Origin of the sequence: Pseudomonas sp. TREG-RG-20F-10-E-6-01, assembly GCF_022662455.1 — a bacterium.
In the GTDB taxonomy this organism is placed as follows: domain Bacteria; phylum Pseudomonadota; class Gammaproteobacteria; order Pseudomonadales; family Pseudomonadaceae; genus Aquipseudomonas.
The window spans coordinates 40,698-56,700 of the sequence record NZ_JAKNQP010000011.1; the positions used below are offsets into that span (position 1 = coordinate 40,698).

At 61.1% G+C, this 16,003-nt stretch carries 18 protein-coding genes; 10 read left to right on the forward strand and 8 right to left on the reverse strand.

The features are described 5' to 3' along the window. The first annotated feature begins 73 nt into the window (after window positions 1–73). Window positions 74–364: a DUF2782 domain-containing protein gene (locus L8K08_RS24510; protein ID WP_145158523.1), complete on the forward strand. Its 291-nt coding sequence runs from the start codon at window positions 74–76 to the stop codon at window positions 362–364. Window positions 365–420: 56 nt separating this feature from the next. Further along, the gene (locus L8K08_RS24515) at window positions 421–1,374 is read left to right on the forward strand and encodes a homoserine kinase (RefSeq protein WP_242200485.1); all 954 of its coding nucleotides are present in this window, start codon (window positions 421–423) and stop codon (window positions 1,372–1,374) included. Window positions 1,375–1,484: 110 nt separating this feature from the next. Here L8K08_RS24515 and L8K08_RS24520 read toward each other — a convergent pair whose 3' ends face one another. Further along, window positions 1,485–2,414: a zinc ABC transporter substrate-binding protein gene (locus L8K08_RS24520; RefSeq protein ID WP_242200488.1), complete on the reverse strand. Its 930-nt coding sequence runs from the start codon at window positions 2,412–2,414 to the stop codon at window positions 1,485–1,487. A gap of 46 nt (window positions 2,415–2,460) precedes the next feature. On the opposite strand from L8K08_RS24520, the gene L8K08_RS24525 reads away from it, so the two are divergent. From L8K08_RS24525 to L8K08_RS24540, 4 genes are read left to right on the forward strand one after another with little or no spacing between them, the layout of a single operon-like run. After that, window positions 2,461–2,955, forward strand: a complete 495-nt coding sequence (locus L8K08_RS24525; protein WP_177410062.1) for a Fur family transcriptional regulator — start codon at window positions 2,461–2,463, stop codon at window positions 2,953–2,955. Continuing rightward, the gene (gene znuC, locus L8K08_RS24530) at window positions 2,955–3,740 is read left to right on the forward strand and encodes a zinc ABC transporter ATP-binding protein ZnuC (protein WP_242200489.1); all 786 of its coding nucleotides are present in this window, start codon (window positions 2,955–2,957) and stop codon (window positions 3,738–3,740) included. Before L8K08_RS24525 ends, znuC begins: the two co-directional genes overlap by 1 nt. Continuing rightward, window positions 3,733–4,521: a zinc ABC transporter permease subunit ZnuB gene (znuB, locus tag L8K08_RS24535; RefSeq protein WP_094949676.1), complete on the forward strand. Its 789-nt coding sequence runs from the start codon at window positions 3,733–3,735 to the stop codon at window positions 4,519–4,521. The genes znuC and znuB overlap by 8 nt, the downstream gene beginning before the upstream one ends. Window positions 4,522–4,558: 37 nt before the next feature. Next, window positions 4,559–5,278, forward strand: coding sequence for a PA5502 family lipoprotein (locus L8K08_RS24540; RefSeq protein ID WP_119741320.1), 720 nt, complete (start codon window positions 4,559–4,561; stop codon window positions 5,276–5,278). A 101-nt stretch (window positions 5,279–5,379) separates the two neighbouring features. Here the strand turns inward: L8K08_RS24540 and katE are convergent, their stop codons facing one another. Beyond that, window positions 5,380–7,521: a catalase HPII gene (gene katE, locus L8K08_RS24545; protein ID WP_242200491.1), complete on the reverse strand. Its 2,142-nt coding sequence runs from the start codon at window positions 7,519–7,521 to the stop codon at window positions 5,380–5,382. 265 nt (window positions 7,522–7,786) lie between these two features. Here katE and L8K08_RS24550 point away from each other — a divergent pair, with 265 nt between their 5' ends. The 3 genes from L8K08_RS24550 to L8K08_RS24560 are packed head-to-tail and all read left to right on the forward strand — an operon-like array spanning window position 7,787 to window position 10,292. Further along, window positions 7,787–8,794: a methionine ABC transporter ATP-binding protein gene (locus L8K08_RS24550; protein WP_145158580.1), complete on the forward strand. Its 1,008-nt coding sequence runs from the start codon at window positions 7,787–7,789 to the stop codon at window positions 8,792–8,794. Next, the gene (locus tag L8K08_RS24555; RefSeq protein ID WP_106576027.1) at window positions 8,794–9,468 is read left to right on the forward strand and encodes a methionine ABC transporter permease; all 675 of its coding nucleotides are present in this window, start codon (window positions 8,794–8,796) and stop codon (window positions 9,466–9,468) included. The genes L8K08_RS24550 and L8K08_RS24555 overlap by 1 nt, the downstream gene beginning before the upstream one ends. A 50-nt stretch (window positions 9,469–9,518) precedes the next feature. Beyond that, a complete protein-coding gene (locus L8K08_RS24560; RefSeq protein ID WP_242200493.1) occupies window positions 9,519–10,292 on the forward strand; it encodes a MetQ/NlpA family ABC transporter substrate-binding protein in 774 nt (257 codons plus the stop codon). Window positions 10,293–10,937: 645 nt separating this feature from the next. On the opposite strand, the gene L8K08_RS24565 is transcribed toward L8K08_RS24560, so the two are convergent. The 5 genes from L8K08_RS24565 to L8K08_RS24585 are packed head-to-tail and all read right to left on the reverse strand — an operon-like array spanning window position 10,938 to window position 14,861. Continuing rightward, window positions 10,938–11,573 carry an SCO family protein gene (locus L8K08_RS24565; protein WP_145158510.1) on the reverse strand — a complete coding sequence of 212 codons (636 nt, stop codon included), beginning with the start codon at window positions 11,571–11,573 and terminating at the stop codon, window positions 10,938–10,940. Then, the gene (cyoE, locus tag L8K08_RS24570; RefSeq protein ID WP_242200494.1) at window positions 11,570–12,469 is read right to left on the reverse strand and encodes a heme o synthase; all 900 of its coding nucleotides are present in this window, start codon (window positions 12,467–12,469) and stop codon (window positions 11,570–11,572) included. The genes L8K08_RS24565 and cyoE overlap by 4 nt, the downstream gene beginning before the upstream one ends. Next, window positions 12,457–13,536 (reverse strand): COX15/CtaA family protein, encoded by a 1,080-nt coding sequence (locus L8K08_RS24575; protein ID WP_242200497.1) that lies wholly within the window; start codon window positions 13,534–13,536, stop codon window positions 12,457–12,459. Before L8K08_RS24575 ends, cyoE begins: the two co-directional genes overlap by 13 nt. Before the next feature lie 10 nt (window positions 13,537–13,546). Further along, the gene (locus tag L8K08_RS24580; RefSeq protein ID WP_145158506.1) at window positions 13,547–14,131 is read right to left on the reverse strand and encodes a hypothetical protein; all 585 of its coding nucleotides are present in this window, start codon (window positions 14,129–14,131) and stop codon (window positions 13,547–13,549) included. Then, the gene (locus tag L8K08_RS24585; RefSeq protein ID WP_242200499.1) at window positions 14,097–14,861 is read right to left on the reverse strand and encodes an SURF1 family protein; all 765 of its coding nucleotides are present in this window, start codon (window positions 14,859–14,861) and stop codon (window positions 14,097–14,099) included. Before L8K08_RS24585 ends, L8K08_RS24580 begins: the two co-directional genes overlap by 35 nt. Window positions 14,862–14,889: 28 nt before the next feature. On the opposite strand from L8K08_RS24585, the gene L8K08_RS24590 reads away from it, so the two are divergent. After that, entirely contained in the window at window positions 14,890–15,093 is a 204-nt protein-coding gene (locus L8K08_RS24590; protein ID WP_016969525.1) for a twin transmembrane helix small protein, read from the forward strand. A gap of 6 nt (window positions 15,094–15,099) precedes the next feature. Here the strand turns inward: L8K08_RS24590 and L8K08_RS24595 are convergent, their stop codons facing one another. Then, window positions 15,100–15,987, reverse strand: coding sequence for a cytochrome c oxidase subunit 3 (locus tag L8K08_RS24595; RefSeq protein WP_145158502.1), 888 nt, complete (start codon window positions 15,985–15,987; stop codon window positions 15,100–15,102). Window positions 15,988–16,003 lie beyond the last annotated feature (16 nt).

Genomic DNA, 16,003 nt, shown 5'->3' on the forward strand with positions numbered 1-16,003 from the left:
AGCAGGATCAACCTTTTCGGCGGGTCAGGCGCTAGAATAGCCGGACCAATGACGACAAAGGGACAAGGTTATCATGCGTACAGTAAATCGCCTGTTGTTGACCGGTTTGATTGCGTTCTTGCCGCTGGCCGCCACGGCAGCTGACAGCGCACCCTCGGCAGACCCGGAAGTCACGATCCGCACCGAAGGTGACAGAACCATCCAGGAGTACCGCCAAAACGGTTTCCTGTACGCGATCAAGGTCACCGTAAAGGGCGCGCCGCCGTATTTCCTGGTGCGCGCGGACGGAACCGATGCGAACTTCATCCGTTCTGACCAGCCGGATATGCTGATTCCGTCATGGAAGATCTTCGAATGGAAATGATTTCTTAACTTAAATTGGCGCCGCCCCTCGCGGCGCCCGTACTGGCAGTTTTAACCATGTCTGTGTTCACCCCGCTGGCTCGGCCCGAGCTGGAAACCTTTCTCGCCCCTTACGGGCTCGGCCGCCTGCTTGATTTCCAGGGGATTGCCGCCGGTAGCGAAAACACCAACTTCTTTGTCAGCCTGGAACAGGGCGAATTCGTCCTGACCCTGGTTGAGCGCGGCCCAGTCGCAGAAATGCCGTTTTTCATCGAACTGCTCGACGTGCTCCATGACGCTGACTTGCCGGTGCCCTATGCGCTGCGCACCACCGACGGCGTGGCCTTGCGCGAATTGAAGGGCAAACCGGCGCTGCTGCAACCACGCCTGGCCGGCAAACATATCAAGGAAGCCAACGCGCAGCATTGCGCCCAGGTTGGCGACCTGCTCGGCCATTTGCACCTGGCCACTCAGGGCGAGAAAGTGCTGGAGCGCAAGACTGATCGCGGGCTGGACTGGATGCTCACCGAAGGTGCGCAGCTGATTTCGCACCTTAACGACGCGCAGCAGCGCCTGCTGCAAGATGCGCTGAGCGAGATCGAAACCCACAAGGCTCACATTCTCGCGCTGCCACGCGCCAACGTTCACGCCGATCTGTTCCGCGATAACGCGATGTTCGAAGGCACGCACCTGACCGGGCTGATCGACTTTTACAACGCTTGCTCAGGCCCGATGCTGTACGACGTGGCGATCGCCTTGAATGACTGGTGTTCGGACGCAGAGGGCGCGATTGATGGGCAACGCGCCCGTGCACTGCTAGGTGCCTACGCGGGCCTGCGGCCGTTCACGGCCAAGGAAGCGGAGTTGTGGCCAACGATGCTGCGGGTGGCGTGTGTGCGCTTCTGGCTGTCACGCCTGATCGCCGCGGAGTCGTTTGCCGGGCAGGACGTGTTGATTCATGACCCTGCGGAGTTCGAGCATCGGCTGGCGCAGCGTCAGCAGGTCACGCTCCATCTGCCGTTCGCACTCTAAAGACCTGCTCGGTCAAAAAATGTGGGAGCTGGCTTGCCTGCGATAGCGGTCTCGACTGACACATCGCCATCGCGGGCAAGCCCGCTCCCACAGTAGTTCTGTGTTGGTTGTTATAACGACTCCAGGCACCCAGCCAGGTCATTCCCCAACTTCTCCAGCACCTGCTCGTAACCCTGCGCTGTGGCCGGGGTGTAACCGCCCAACGCATCCAACTCCGCCAACTTCACCGGCAACCCCGCCACCAACGTCTCAGCCAAGCGCGGACGCAACGGCGGCTCGCTGAACACACAGGTCTTGCCGACTTCCTGCAACCGCGTACGCATTGCTGCCACGTGCTGGGCTCCGGGCTGCACTTCGGCGGCCACGCTGAACACGCCAGTGTGCTTGAGCCCGTAAGCGTCTTCGAAGTAATCAAAGGCCTCGTGGAACACGAAGTAAGGCTTGTCGCCCACACTCGCCAAGCGCGCCTTCAAACGGGCATCCAACGCATCCAGACGCTCATCGAATGCCTGCACGTTGCTCTGATACCGCGCAGCATTGGCCGGGTCGGCAGTGCTCAGGTCAGCCGCCATGCGCGCCGCAATCACCCGAGCGTTGACCGTCGACAACCACAAATGCGCATCCAGGCTGCCTGGGCGGTGATCATGGTCATGTTCGTCAGCATCATCGGCGTGCGAGTGGCTATCTTCGGCGAAACGCCGCAACTTCATCCCCGCAAGATCCTGCACCGCCACGGTTGGCAGGCTTCGGCCTTTAAGCACGCGCGGCAGAAAGCTTTCCATGTCCGGGCCGATCCAATAAAGCAGGTCCACCGACTGCACGCGCCGTACGTCGGATGGACGCAGGGCGTAGTTGTGCGGCGAAGCGCCGGGCGGCAACAACACCTCGGGAATGGCCACACCGTCCTGCACAGCCGCGGCAATCAACTGTAACGGCTTGATGCTCGTTAGCACCTTGACCTCGGCCTGAGCGGCCCCGGCAATGAACAAACTGGTGACAAATACGACAAAAACGGGAAAAAGTCGGGACACGATGACCACTCAATGACGTAGGAACGGGTAACATAATAACGTCTCTATCAAATGTCTGTCGCCGCTCATGCCTAAAACACCCATTGCCAGCCGCCCCCACGACCACTCTCACTGCGTGCATACCGCGCTGTCGGAGGCCGATACCCTGTGCGCACAGAAGGGCCTGCGCCTGACCGCGCTGCGTCGTCGGGTGCTGGAACTGGTGTGGCAAAGCCACAAGCCGCTGGGCGCCTACGACATTCTTGGCGTGCTCAGCGAGCAGGACGGCCGCCGCGCCGCGCCGCCGACGGTGTACCGCGCGCTGGATTTCCTACTGGAAAACGGCCTGGTGCACCGCATCGCCTCGCTCAATGCCTTTGTTGGCTGCAACCACCCGGAACACGCGCATCAGGGCCAGTTCCTGATCTGCCGCGAGTGCCATGCGGCCATCGAGCTTGAACAAAAAAGCATCAGCGACGCCATCATCAAAAGCTCGGCCGACGTCGGCTTCAGGGTTGAAGGGCAAACGGTCGAAGTGGTCGGGCTCTGCTCGGGTTGCCAGGGGGCTTGATGAGCAATGCGTTAATCCGCCTCGAAGGGGTTGGTGTCACGTTCGCCGGGCAAAACGTGCTGGATAACATCGGGCTGAGCGTCGAGCCGGGCCAGATCGTCACGCTGATCGGCCCCAATGGCGCCGGCAAGACCACGCTGGTGCGCGCAGTACTCGGTTTGTTGAAGCCGGACAGTGGCAGCGTATGGCGCAAGCCCAAGCTGCGCGTCGGTTACATGCCGCAAAAATTGCACGTCGACCCGACACTGCCGCTGTCCGTGCTGCGCTTTTTGCGCCTGGTGCCCGGTGTAGACCGCGCCCGCGCGCAGGCTGCGCTCAAGGAGGTCGGTGCCGAACAGGTGATCGACAGCCCGGTGCAAAGCATCTCCGGCGGCGAAATACAGCGCGTGCTGCTGGCCCGCGCCTTGCTGCGCGAGCCTGAACTGCTGGTGCTCGATGAACCCGTGCAAGGCGTTGACGTTGCCGGCCAGGCCGAGCTGTACAGCCTGATTACCCGCCTGCGTGACCGCCACGGCTGTGGCGTGTTGATGGTCTCCCACGACCTGCACCTGGTCATGAGCACCACCGATCAGGTGGTGTGTCTCAACCGCCACGTTTGCTGCTCCGGCCACCCGGAGCAGGTCAGTAGCGACCCGGCGTTTGTCGAGCTGTTCGGCAAGAATGCCCCGAGCCTGGCGATCTATCACCACCATCACGACCACGCCCATGATTTGCACGGCGCCGTGGTTGACGATCCCGCCGCCCCTCATACACATGTTCATGGAGATAGCTGCAAGCATGGCTGATTTTCTGCTCTACGCCCTGCTGGCAGGCTTGGCTCTGGCGCTGGTGGCGGGCCCTTTGGGCTCGTTCGTGGTCTGGCGGCGCATGGCCTATTTTGGCGACACGTTGTCGCATGCCGCGCTGCTGGGCGTGGCCATGGGCTTTTTGCTGGACGTGAGCCCGACCATCGCCGTCACCGTGGGCTGCCTGCTGCTGGCGGTGCTGCTGGTGACCCTGCAACAGCGCCAACCGCTGGCCTCCGACACACTGCTGGGGATCCTGGCGCCGAGCACCCTGTCCCTGGGCCTGGTGGTGCTGAGCTTCATGCATGAAGTGCGCATCGACCTGATGGCCTACCTGTTCGGCGACCTGCTGGCGATCAGCCCTACAGACCTTGCGTGGATCCTCGGTGGCAGCGCCGCCGTGCTGCTCTTGCTGGTGGCTCTGTGGCGTCCGTTGCTGGCGATCACCGTGCATGAAGAGCTGGCCACGGTGGAAGGTTTGCCCGTGCCCGCCCTGCGCATGACCCTGATGCTGTTGATCGCGGTGGTGATTGCTGTCGCGATGAAGATTGTCGGCGTATTGTTGATCACCTCGCTGCTGATCATTCCCGCAGCCGCCGCCCAACGCCATGCGCGCTCACCCGAGCAAATGGCGATCGGCGCCAGCCTGTTGGGCATGCTTGCAGTGTGCGGGGGCCTGGCGCTGTCGTGGTTCAAGGACACGCCAGCCGGCCCGTCGATTGTCGTCACGGCAGCCGCCCTCTTTCTGCTGAGTTTTGTCCTGCCCCGTCGAGGGGTGTAGACTTGCTCGCTTTTTGCGCAACTAGAGAGTCGCAGGAATGAAGCTGTTCAACGCCCGTTATCTGCTCCTTGCCGCATTTTCCCTGCTGCTGGGCGCCTGTCAAAGTACGCCGCCCGCCGCCCCCGAGGTACCGGACGCACGCGCTGCGGCCATCGCGCAGCTGGAGCAAAACCTGGCCAGCAGCGAGCTTGCCACTGCCGAAGACGAATTGGCCGCGTTACAGGCCCAGTCGCCCAACGACCCGGCCCTCGAGCCTTACCAGCGTCAATTGGCCGAAGCCTACTTGCAGCGCAGCCAGATTGTGCTGCAAAAAGGCGATGTCAACGCTGCCGCCACGGCCCTGAGCCGGGCCCGTGCGCTGATGCCCAAGGCCCCGGCACTGACCGGTGGCGTCAACAGCGCCATCAGCCATGCGCGCAAAGCCGAGCTGGATAAAGCCGAAGCCGCCTTGAAAGCCGCTGAAGCCAAGCCGCCTGCCAAGGTCATCGACCCGGCCGCTGAAAGCACCACTGTGGCGCTGAACCTCGTCGATATCGAAGAACTTCGCCATCAACTGGACGCTATCGCTACCGACGTAGTGAACTACCAGTGCGACGTGACCATTCAAGCGCCGCGCACGCAGGACTACCCGTGGCTGGCCACATTGCTGACCAAACGGGTGAAGCGAATTGATTCGGGGTATGACCTGAAGATACACCGGCAGATTGTGAAACACATCCCGGCGCAGGTAGTGCTGATTCCGCGCAAGGCGCAATAAAAGCATCGCGGGCAAGCCCGCTCCCACATTTTGAACTGTGAATATATTCAAATGTGGGAGCAGGCTTGCCCGCGATGGCGATCTAACAAACAGCCGATCACTTAAGCCGGAATAGCCTTAGCCTTCGACTCACGATCCCAAACCCGGTGCTGTGCAATCGCGGCAAAGAACGCCTTGAACGCTTTCGCATCCGACCCCACGATCAGCCCCGCATCCACTTCAAGCTTCAGCAGATCCAGCAACGGCTTGGCATCATTGGCAACCGTGATCGCCTTCAGGTGCTTGTACGCCTCCAGCAGGAAGTGCAACGCCACACCATCACCGCTCAATGCCTGCACCGACTTGGCGCCGCCCGGTACGAACACCGCGTCAAAGGCAATCGACGGCATGCCTTCCATCGACGCATCCACCTTCAGGCTCTTGCCATCGGCAGTGGTCACCGGCGCCGAAGTTGGCCCCAGCAGCTTGGCGTGTGCACCTTCAGCCTCCAGCGCTTTCTTCAACGCAGCAATTGCCGCGCCGTCCACGCCGTTAGCCGCGAGGATCGCAACTTTGCGCGTTTTGATATCGCCCGACAGCAGGTTCACCTGGCTCAACGCCGGCGACTCTTTGAGCGACGACTCACGCGGTGGCACGGTGCCTTTGGTTGGCGCCGGCAAACCGAGGTTCTGTGCTACGCGCTTGGCCAGCTCCAGGTCGATGTTGGCCAGAATCTCGTTGACCTGACGGGCGCGGATAAACTCACGCTCCACCTTGCCCAACTCGAAGCTGTACGCCGCGATGATGTGCTCTTTCTCGTGGTGGCTCATGCTGTGGAAAAACAGCGTGGCTTGCGAGAAGTGATCGCCAAACGACTCGCTGCGCTCACGCACTTTGTTGGCGTCGACACGTTCGTAATAGGTCTCGAAACCGCCATCCTGCGCAGCCGGTGACGTTTCTTTCGGCCAGCCGCCGTCAATCGAGTTCGGCTCGTAGGCCGCGCGACCCTTGTCGATCACGGTGCGATGCTGAGCGTCGCGCTGGCCGTTATGGAACGGCGTGACCGGCCGATTGATCGGCAGCTCATGAAAGTTCGGGCCACCGAGACGGCTGATCTGAGTATCCGTGTAGGAAAACAGACGGCCTTGCAGCAGTGGGTCGTTGGTGAAGTCGATACCCGGCACGATATGGCCCGGGCAAAAAGCCACCTGCTCAACCTCAGCGAAGAAGTTATCCGGGTTACGGTTAAGCACCATCTTGCCCAGCGGCGTAATCGGCACCAATTCTTCAGGGATGATCTTGGTCGGGTCGAGCAGGTCGAAGTCGAACTTGTGCTCGTCTTCTTCCGCAACGATTTGCACGCCCAATTCCCACTCAGGGTAGTCGCCGCTTTCAATCGCTTCCCACAGGTCGCGACGGTGGTAATCGGTATCTTTACCGGCAAGCTTTTGCGCTTCGTCCCACACCAGCGAGCAGGTGCCCACCTTTGGATGCCAGTGGAATTTCACAAAGCTCGACTTACCTTCGGTATTGATCAAGCGGAAGGTGTGAATGCCGAAGCCCTGCATGGCGCGCAGGCTTTTGGGGATGGCACGGTCGGACATGGCCCACAGCACCATGTGCGCGGATTCTGGCTGCAGCGAGACGAAATCCCAGAACGTGTCGTGGGCAGAGCCGCCGGTGGGAATCTCGTTATGCGGCTCAGGTTTGACCGCGTGCACGAAGTCAGGAAACTTGATCGCGTCCTGAATAAAGAACACCGGCATGTTGTTGCCCACCAGGTCGAAGTTACCTTCGTCGGTGAAGAACTTCACAGCAAAACCACGCACGTCACGCACCGTATCGCCCGAGCCACGCGGGCCCTGCACGGTGGAGAACCGCACAAACACCGGGGTTTTATGCTCGGGGTTGCGCAGGAACCCGGCCTTGCTCAGCGCCGAATGGTTCTCATAGGTCTGGAAATAGCCGTGGGCGCCAGTGCCGCGAGCATGCACGATGCGCTCCGGGATACGCTCATGGTCAAAGTGCGTGATTTTTTCACGCATGATGAAGTCTTCCAGCAGCGATGGGCCACGGGCACCGACTTTCAGGGTGTTCTGGTTGTCAGAAATCTTTACGCCTTGATTGGTGCGCAGCGCCTGGCCGGTTGCGTCGGAACGGAACGCTTCCAGGGCCTGCAGCTTGGCGTTGGTGTTGCCACGGTCCAGGGTATCGGTGCCCGCGAGTTCACTCTTCGGCGGGGTAGCTGGCTTCTTGGTACTCATCAGTCAAAACTCCTTATTCAAATTGGCCAGAGCGGTCCCCGGCTCGTTTGAGCAAACCCCCAGGCACGGCACCTGGGAAATTGAGTTGCTTAAGTAGTGACTGACACGGATTTGCACCGTTCCTTTTTTATGACCTTTGATCGCGTTATTGCCAAATCGCTGGTTGAATGCGAAATAAATGCTAAGAAACACTATACGGACAGGCTAAAATGCGCGCCCGGCTAACCGCTGATCCCTTTTCCATGCGCCCCACAAGGTTCGCTACGTGATCGAGTTTCATAACGTCCATAAAACCTACCGCGTCGCCGGTAAGGAAATCCCCGCGCTGCACCCCACCAGCCTGCGTGTCGAAAACGGCCAGGTGTTCGGCCTGATTGGCCACTCCGGTGCGGGAAAAAGTACCCTGTTGCGTCTGATCAACCGCCTGGAGCAACCCAGCGGTGGCCAGATCAATGTCGACGGCGAAGAAGTCACCGCCCTGGACGCCAATGGCCTGCGCCGTTTCCGCCAGCAAGTCGGGATGATCTTCCAGCACTTCAACCTGCTGGCCTCCAAGACCGTTGCCGACAACGTGGCGCTGCCGCTGACGCTGGCTGGCGAACTGTCGCGCAAGGAAATCGACCAGCGCGTGGCTGAGCTGCTCGCCCGTGTCGGCCTGTCGGACCACGCCAAGAAATACCCGGCGCAGTTGTCCGGTGGCCAGAAGCAGCGCGTCGGCATCGCCCGCGCCCTGGCAACCAAGCCAAAAATTCTGCTGTGCGACGAAGCCACCAGCGCCCTCGACCCACAAACCACCGCCTCGGTGCTGCAATTGCTGGCCGAGATCAACCGCGAGTTGAAGCTGACCATCGTACTGATCACCCACGAGATGGACGTGATCCGCCGCGTATGCGACCAAGTGGCGGTGATGGATGCTGGCGTGATCGTCGAGCAAGGTTCGGTGGCCGATGTGTTCCTGCACCCCAAGCACCCGACCACCAAGCGCTTTGTGCAAGAAGCGGATCAGGTCGACGAAAGCGAGCAGCGCGATGACTTTGCTCACGTGCCAGGCCGTATCGTGCGTCTGACGTTCCAGGGCGAAGCAACCTACGCGCCGCTGCTGGGTACCGTCGCCCGCGAAACCGGCGTGGACTACAGCATCCTCGCCGGTCGTATTGACCGCATCAAAGACATTCCCTACGGCCAACTGACCCTCGCCGTGACCGGTGGGGACATGGACGCCGCTTTCGCCCGCTTTACCGCGGCAGACGTCCACATGGAGGTTCTGCGCTAATGGAAATCCTGTTGAGTTTCTTCGCCAATATCGACTGGTCCGAGATCTGGCTCGCCACCGGCGACACCATGACCATGCTGCTCGGTTCGCTGTTCTTTACCATCCTGCTCGGCCTGCCACTGGGTGTGCTGCTGTTTCTGACCAGCCCGCGCCAACTGTTCGAACAAAAAGGCCTGTACGCGCTGCTGTCGCTGATCGTGAACATCCTGCGTTCGCTACCGTTCATCATTCTGCTGATCGTGATGATCCCGTTCACCATACTGATCACCGGCACCTCGCTGGGCGTGGCCGGTGCGATTCCGCCACTGGTCGTAGGCGCGACGCCGTTCTTCGCGCGCCTGGTGGAAACCGCCCTGCGTGAAGTGGACCGCGGCATCATCGAAGCCACGCAGTCCATGGGCGCCAGCACGCGTCAGATCATCATCAATGCACTGCTGCCCGAAGCGCGCCCCGGTATTTTCGCTGCGATTACGGTGACGGCCATTACACTGGTTTCCTACACGGCCATGGCCGGTGTTGTCGGCGCCGGCGGTTTGGGCGACCTGGCGATCCGCTTTGGTTACCAGCGCTTTCAGACTGACGTGATGGTTGTCACTGTGGTGATGCTGCTGATCCTGGTGCAAATTCTGCAAACCGTCGGCGATAAGCTGGTGGTGCACTTTTCTCGAAAATAACGGCCGTGGCCGGCCCCCGCCGGCGCATGCCCGAACAAGGAGCTTGCTGGATGAAAAAACTACTGGTTGCTTTCGCTGCCGTTGCCGCGTTTTCCGCCCACGCTGCCGAGCCCCTCACGGTCGCCGCGTCGCCAGTGCCGCACGCGGAAATCCTGGAGTTTGTGAAGCCCGCACTCGCCAAAGAAGGCGTGGACCTGCAGGTCAAAGTCTTCACCGACTACGTGCAGCCGAACGTACAAGTGGCTGAAAAGCGCCTGGACGCCAACTTCTTCCAGCACCAGCCGTACCTGGATGAGTTCAACAAGGCCAAAGGCACTCACCTGGTGAGCGTCGGTGCCGTGCACCTGGAGCCCTTGGGCGCCTACTCCAGCAAGTACAAAAAACTCGAAGACCTGCCGGATGGCGCCAATGTCGTGATCCCGAACGACGCCACCAACGGTGGCCGCGCGTTGCTGCTGCTGGCCAAGCACAACCTGATCACCCTGAAGGACCCGACCAACATCCTGTCGACCATCAAGGACATCTCCGGTAACCCGAAAAACCTCAAATTCCGCGAACTGGAAGCCGCCACACTGCCGCGCGTGCTGACCCAGGTCGACCTGGCTCTGATCAACACCAACTACGCCCTGGAAGCCAAACTGGACCCATCCAAGGACGCCCTGGTGATCGAAGGCAACGACTCGCCTTACGTGAACATCCTAGTGACCCGCGAAGACAACAAAGACTCGGACGCCGTGAAGAAGCTGGTTGCAGCCCTGCACACGCCGGAAGTGAAAGCGTTCATTCTTGAGAAGTACAAAGGCGCGATCCTGCCGGCGTTCTGATCTGCCCCGATCTTCAAAACTCTGAAGATCAAAAATGTGGGAGCGGGCTTGCTCGCGAAGGCGCTGTGTCAGTCACCGAATTTATCGACTGAACCACCGTCTTCGGGGGCAAGCCCCCTCCCACATTTGTTTTTGTGTTGTCTGGAAGATCAGGCCGGCGCACTTGCCTGCTTACGCATTGTTCAAACCTTGCACAACCCCCCTGTGGGAGCGGGCTTGCCCGCGAAGGCGCTGTGTCAGTCACCGAATTTATCGACTGAACCACCGCCTTCGGGGGCAAGCCCCCTCCCACATTTGTTTTTGTGTTGTTTGGAAGATCAGGCCGGCGCACTTGCCTGCTTACGCATTGTTCAAACCTTGCACAAAACCCCTGTGGGAGCGGGCTTGCTCGCGAAGGCGCAGTGTCAGTCACCGAATTTATCGACTGAACCACCGCCTTCGCGGGCAAGCCCCCTCCCACATTTGGTTTTGTGTTGTTTGGAAGATCAGGCCGGCGCACTTGCCTGCTTACGCGTTGTTCAAACCTTGCACAAAGCACTGTGGGAGCTGGCTTGCCTGCGATGGCGGTGGGTCAGTCAGCCTATTAGCCTCTGATCCACCGCCCTCGCAGGCACGCCAGCTCCCACATGTACGGTGCGCTGCCTGTTATTTACGCTGCAGCAACCCCGGCAACTGCGCCACCAGCTTTTGATTGTTCAGCGGCGCACGAATAAACCCGCGCTGCGTGCCGTCCGGCCCGATCAGCGCCAGGTTGCCGCTGTGGTCGACGGTGTAGTTGGGCTTGCTGGTATCCGCTGGAATAAACGGGATGCTCACCGCATTCGAGACCTTCTGCACATCGTCCACATTCGCGCCGGTCAGGCCTTCGAATTGCGGGTCGAAGTAGCCCAGGTATTGCTTGAGCTGAGCCGGCGTGTCGCGGTTCGGGTCGACGCTGACCAGAATCACCTGCAACTTATCCACCGCCTCTTTGGGCAGCTCGCTCTTGATCTGGCGCAGTTGGGCGAGGGTGGTGGGGCAGATGTCGGGGCAGAAGGTGTAGCCGAAAAACAGCAGGCTCCATTTGCCTTTCAACTCGTTGACCACCACCGGCTGGCCGTTCTGGTCTGTCATGGTCACCGGCGGCAGCTGGCGGCTTTGCGGCAGCAGGATGATGCCCGCGTCGATCAGCGCAGTAGGGTCGCCCTGGCCTTTGCCGCTGAGCACTTTGTTGACGGTCAGGCCCATGATCAACGCGACGATGGCCACCAGGATAAAGACGGTTTTTTGAGTTCGAGTCATAGGTTCAACAGTAAGTAGTGGTCTACGAGCAGGGCGATAAACAGCACAAACAGGTACCAGATAGAGTACTTGAAGGTGTTGATCGCCGCGTGCGGCTGGCTGCCACGGTACAGCACCCAGGCCCATTGCAGAAAGCGTGCGCCCAACACCAGCGCACACGCCAGGTACAGCAGGCCACTCATGTGAATCACATACGGCATCAGGCTCACCGCCAGCAGGGCGAAGGTGTAGAGCAGGATGTGCACCTTGGTGTAGTGCTCGCCGTGGGTGACCGGCAGCATCGGGATATCGGCCTTGGCGTATTCCTCCTTGCGGTGAATGGCCAGGGCCCAGAAGTGCGGTGGGGTCCAGGCGAAGATGATCAACACCAGCAGCAGCGGCTCGGCGCTGACATGCCCGGTAACCGCAACCCAGCCCAACAGCGGCGGCGCCGCGCCAGCGAGGCCGCCGATGACGATGTTTTGTGGCGTTGCGCGCTTGAGGAAGCCGGTGTAGATCACCGCGTAGCCGAGCAGCGAGGCCAGCGTCAGCCAGGCGGCCAATGGATTGGTGAACGCCAGCAGCAAGGCCAAGCCTGCAACAGCCAGAAACAAAGCAAAGGCCAATGCCGCCACCGGCGACACCCGCCCTTCGGCCATCGGCCGTTTGTGCGTGCGCGCCATCACCGCATCGATGCGCCGATCCACCACATGGTTGACTGCTGCCGCACCACCGGCACACAGCGCAATGCCCAGGTTGCCAAAAATCAGCACCGCCCATGGCACCCCGGCGCGGGTCGCGAGGAACATACCCACCAAGGAGGTGATGAGCATCAGCACCACCACCTTTGGCTTGGTCAGCTCCAGGTAATCTCGCCAGATCGCCTGATCGCGGCGCTCGTCGATCAAGGTCGCCATGGCGTCTCTCCTTTAAGGGTGATGAGGCCCGAAACGTGTTTGCGTGGAATAAAGCGCCAGCCGAACGGCAGCTGATGGCGCACCCGGACCAGGCTGGTGCGCGCGTGGTAATTGACCAGCACCAACGTCAGCAGCAACGCCGCGCCGCCTGCGTTATGGCCGACCGCCACCGACAGCGGCAGGCCGAACGCCACATTGCTCACGCCCAGGCTGATTTGCACCGCCAGGGCGATCAGCAACAAGCCCGCCAGTCGCGTCATGCCCACTGCGCGCAATTGCCAGGCCAGCCCCAACAGCACCAGTGTCACCAGCATCGCGCCAAGGCGATGGGTCAGGTGGATAGCGGTACGCGCTTCGCTGTCGAGCTGGCCACCGAGGTAATTGGGGCCGATGTGCTGAGTGAGATGAAAGCCGTTGGCAAAGTCCGCCGCCGGCCACCACTGGCCATGGCACGTGGGCAGGTCGATACAGGCCACCGCCGCATAGTTGGAACTCACCCAGCCGCCCAGCGCAATTTGCCCGATTACCAACACCAACCCGGCAGTCGCCCAGTATTGCAGGCGCTTGGGCACGATCAACGCGGGCAGCACGCCGGACAGTCGCAGGGTCAGCAGAAACAATAAGCTCAAGGTGGCAAAACCGCCGAGCAGATGGCCGGTTACAACTTGCGGCCACAGCTTCAATGTCACCGTCCACATGCCAAAAGCGGCCTGGGCGAACACCACCGCCAACACAAACAGCGGCAATTTCACCGGCTGGCCTGGATCACCCCGATGGCTCCACGAACGCGCCGCCAACAGCACGATGAGCAACCCCAAGGTGCCGGCAAAGTAGCGATGGGTCATCTCGGCCCAGCCCTTGTCGGCCTGCACCGGCGTATCGGGGAAGTGCAGCTCGGCGTGCGCCAGTTGGGCTTCGCTCTGCGGCACGCTGATAAAACCGTAACAGCCGGGCCAGTCCGGGCAACCGAGGCCGGCATGGGTCAGGCGCGTATAGGCGCCGAGCAGCACGACGATCAGCGCGAGCAAGGTGGCAAACAACGCGAGGCGAAATCCAGGTTTGGCCATGACGATGCCCTTATCCGATGTTCGACAGTTTCAGCAGCAAGCGCAGGTCGTTGAGCAGGTCCTTGCCCTTGACCTTGGCGTCGTAGCGCAGCACCAGATTGCCGTGCGGGTCGACGATCCACAGTTGCGCATCGCCGGGTGCGGCGGCGTCCTTGGTGAAGGTCGACAGGTCCAGCGGGTAGCGGTGCAGTTGCGGGTATTCGGCTTTGAGCTTGGCCGCGTAGGCGCTGCTCACTGGCTGCGCACTGGCCAAGGCATGGCTGGCGCGCGAGGCATCACGGCCCAGGCTGATTTGCAGTTGGCGCGCCAGGTATACCAACTGCTGGCACTCAGCGGCGCAGGCGGTGGGCGCGGTGACCAGCAGTTGCCAGCGATCTTCATCGGCCTGCACGCCAATGTCGGCGCGGGTCTGGCCGTTGCCGATCAGTTCGCCGTGGTAGCTGCGGCTGTCCGGCACCCAGAATTGCAACTTGTACATGAAAGTGGCCAGCGCCATCGGGCCTATCACCATCATCAGGATCAAAATCAGCTGCCAACGGCCTTTGCGCCGGTCGGGCGCCTCAGACATGCTGGGTGGATTCATGGCCGCTCCCATGGGACTTCTCCTTTTTGTTGTGCCATCCGAGGTAGAGGTACAGCGCCAGCAGCGCCAAGGCCATGGCGAACCACTGCACGGCGTACCCCAAATGTTTTTCCGGGCCCATGGCGACTACCGGCCACGTGGTGTCATACGTGCCCGGGCCGGGTTCGGCGCGCAGTTCGTAGGCAAAACCGCCACGGCCCAACTCACTCCACAGGGCGGCGGGGTGCAGCGCTGTGAGCAAGCGCGGCCATTGCGTGGTGGCTGGGTCGGCGTGCAGTTGGAAGGTTTCGCCGGGGGCGACGTATACCCAGGCGTCGAGATTCAACGGTTGATCGGGTGTGGTGAAGACCGGTGGCGTGCGCCGGTCCGGCCACGGCAGCCAGCCGCGATTGAGCAACAGCCACTGGCCGCTGGCCTGATCATGAAAGGGTTGCAGCAACTCGACGCCGGCCTTGCCGTCGCGCATGCGGTTGTCGAGCAACACGCTGTGCTCGGCGTCGAACTGGCCGCGCAGGCGCACGCGGCGAAAGGCGGGGTCGGGCATCTCATTGAGCTGAACACTGCTGATGGGATCGGCCACGCGCCGCTCGGCGTAACTGTCCACCAGCAACTGTTTTTCATGGCCGCGCGCCAGTTGCCAGAACCCCAGGCCCACCATCAACGGCAGCAGCACCAGCACCACCAGCGTGGGTGCGAGCCCTGGGCGAAAGTCTTTTATGGCGCTGGCTATACTTGTTTTCATTGCCCGCCCATCCGAAGGGAACCTGACCATGCTCAAAGCAGCCATTGCCCTGATGCTGATCGCAACTGTCGTGAGCCTGTTCAGTGGTTTGTTCTTTCTGGTCAAGGACGAGGGCAACTCCAACCGCCTCGTCACTGCCTTGACCGTGCGTGTCGTACTGGCCGCGATCACCGTGGGCTTGATCGCCTGGGGCTTTTTCAGCGGCCAGCTGGTGTCTCATGCGCCGTGGTAAGGCGCCTCACAGCACATACACGAAGAAGAACAGGCCGATCCACACCACATCCACAAAGTGCCAATACCAGCTGGCTGCCTCGAAACCAAACTGGTGCTCGGCATTGAAATGCCCGCGCAGGATGCGCATCAGCATCACGAACAGAATGATGGTGCCGATGGTTACGTGAGCGCCGTGAAAGCCCGTGAGCATGAAGAAGGTCGCGCCGTACACGCCCGAGCCGAGGGTCAGGCCCAGTTCTTTGTAGGCGTGCATGTACTCCTCGGCCTGGAAGGCCAGGAACGCCCAGCCCAGCAGCACGGTCAGCGCCAGCCAGATTTTCAGTGCGCCGCGGTGGCCCTTGCGCAAGGCATGGTGGGCGAGGGTGATGGTCACGCTGGAGCTGACCAGCAAGATCGTATTGATCAGCGGCAAGCCCCAGGGGCTGATGGTGCCCTCCGGTGGCGGGTACATTTTTGGGTCAGGGTTGTTGAGCAGCGGCCAGGTGAACTGAAAATTCGGCCACAGCATGTGCGCGATGCCCTTGTGCCCTTCACCGCCCAGCCATGGCCCCGACATGTGCCGCACATAAAACAGGGCGCCAAAGAACGCGACGAAGAACATCACCTCGGAAAAGATGAACCAGGTCATGCCCCAGCGAAACGAGCGGTCCATCTGCGGGCTGTACAAACCGGCGCGGCTTTCCTTGATCACCGCGCCAAACCAGCCGAACAGCATATAGGCCAGCAACAGCCCACCGACGAAAAAGATCCACGGCCCGTGGGATTCCGGGCGCGCCGCCTTCAGATCGTTAAACCACACAGCCAAACCGTACACGGTGGTGAGCATGCCCAGGGTGGCAATTATTGGCCATTTGCTTTGCGCTGGTACGTAGTACGTATCATGAGACGACATGTATTCGCTCTCCTGA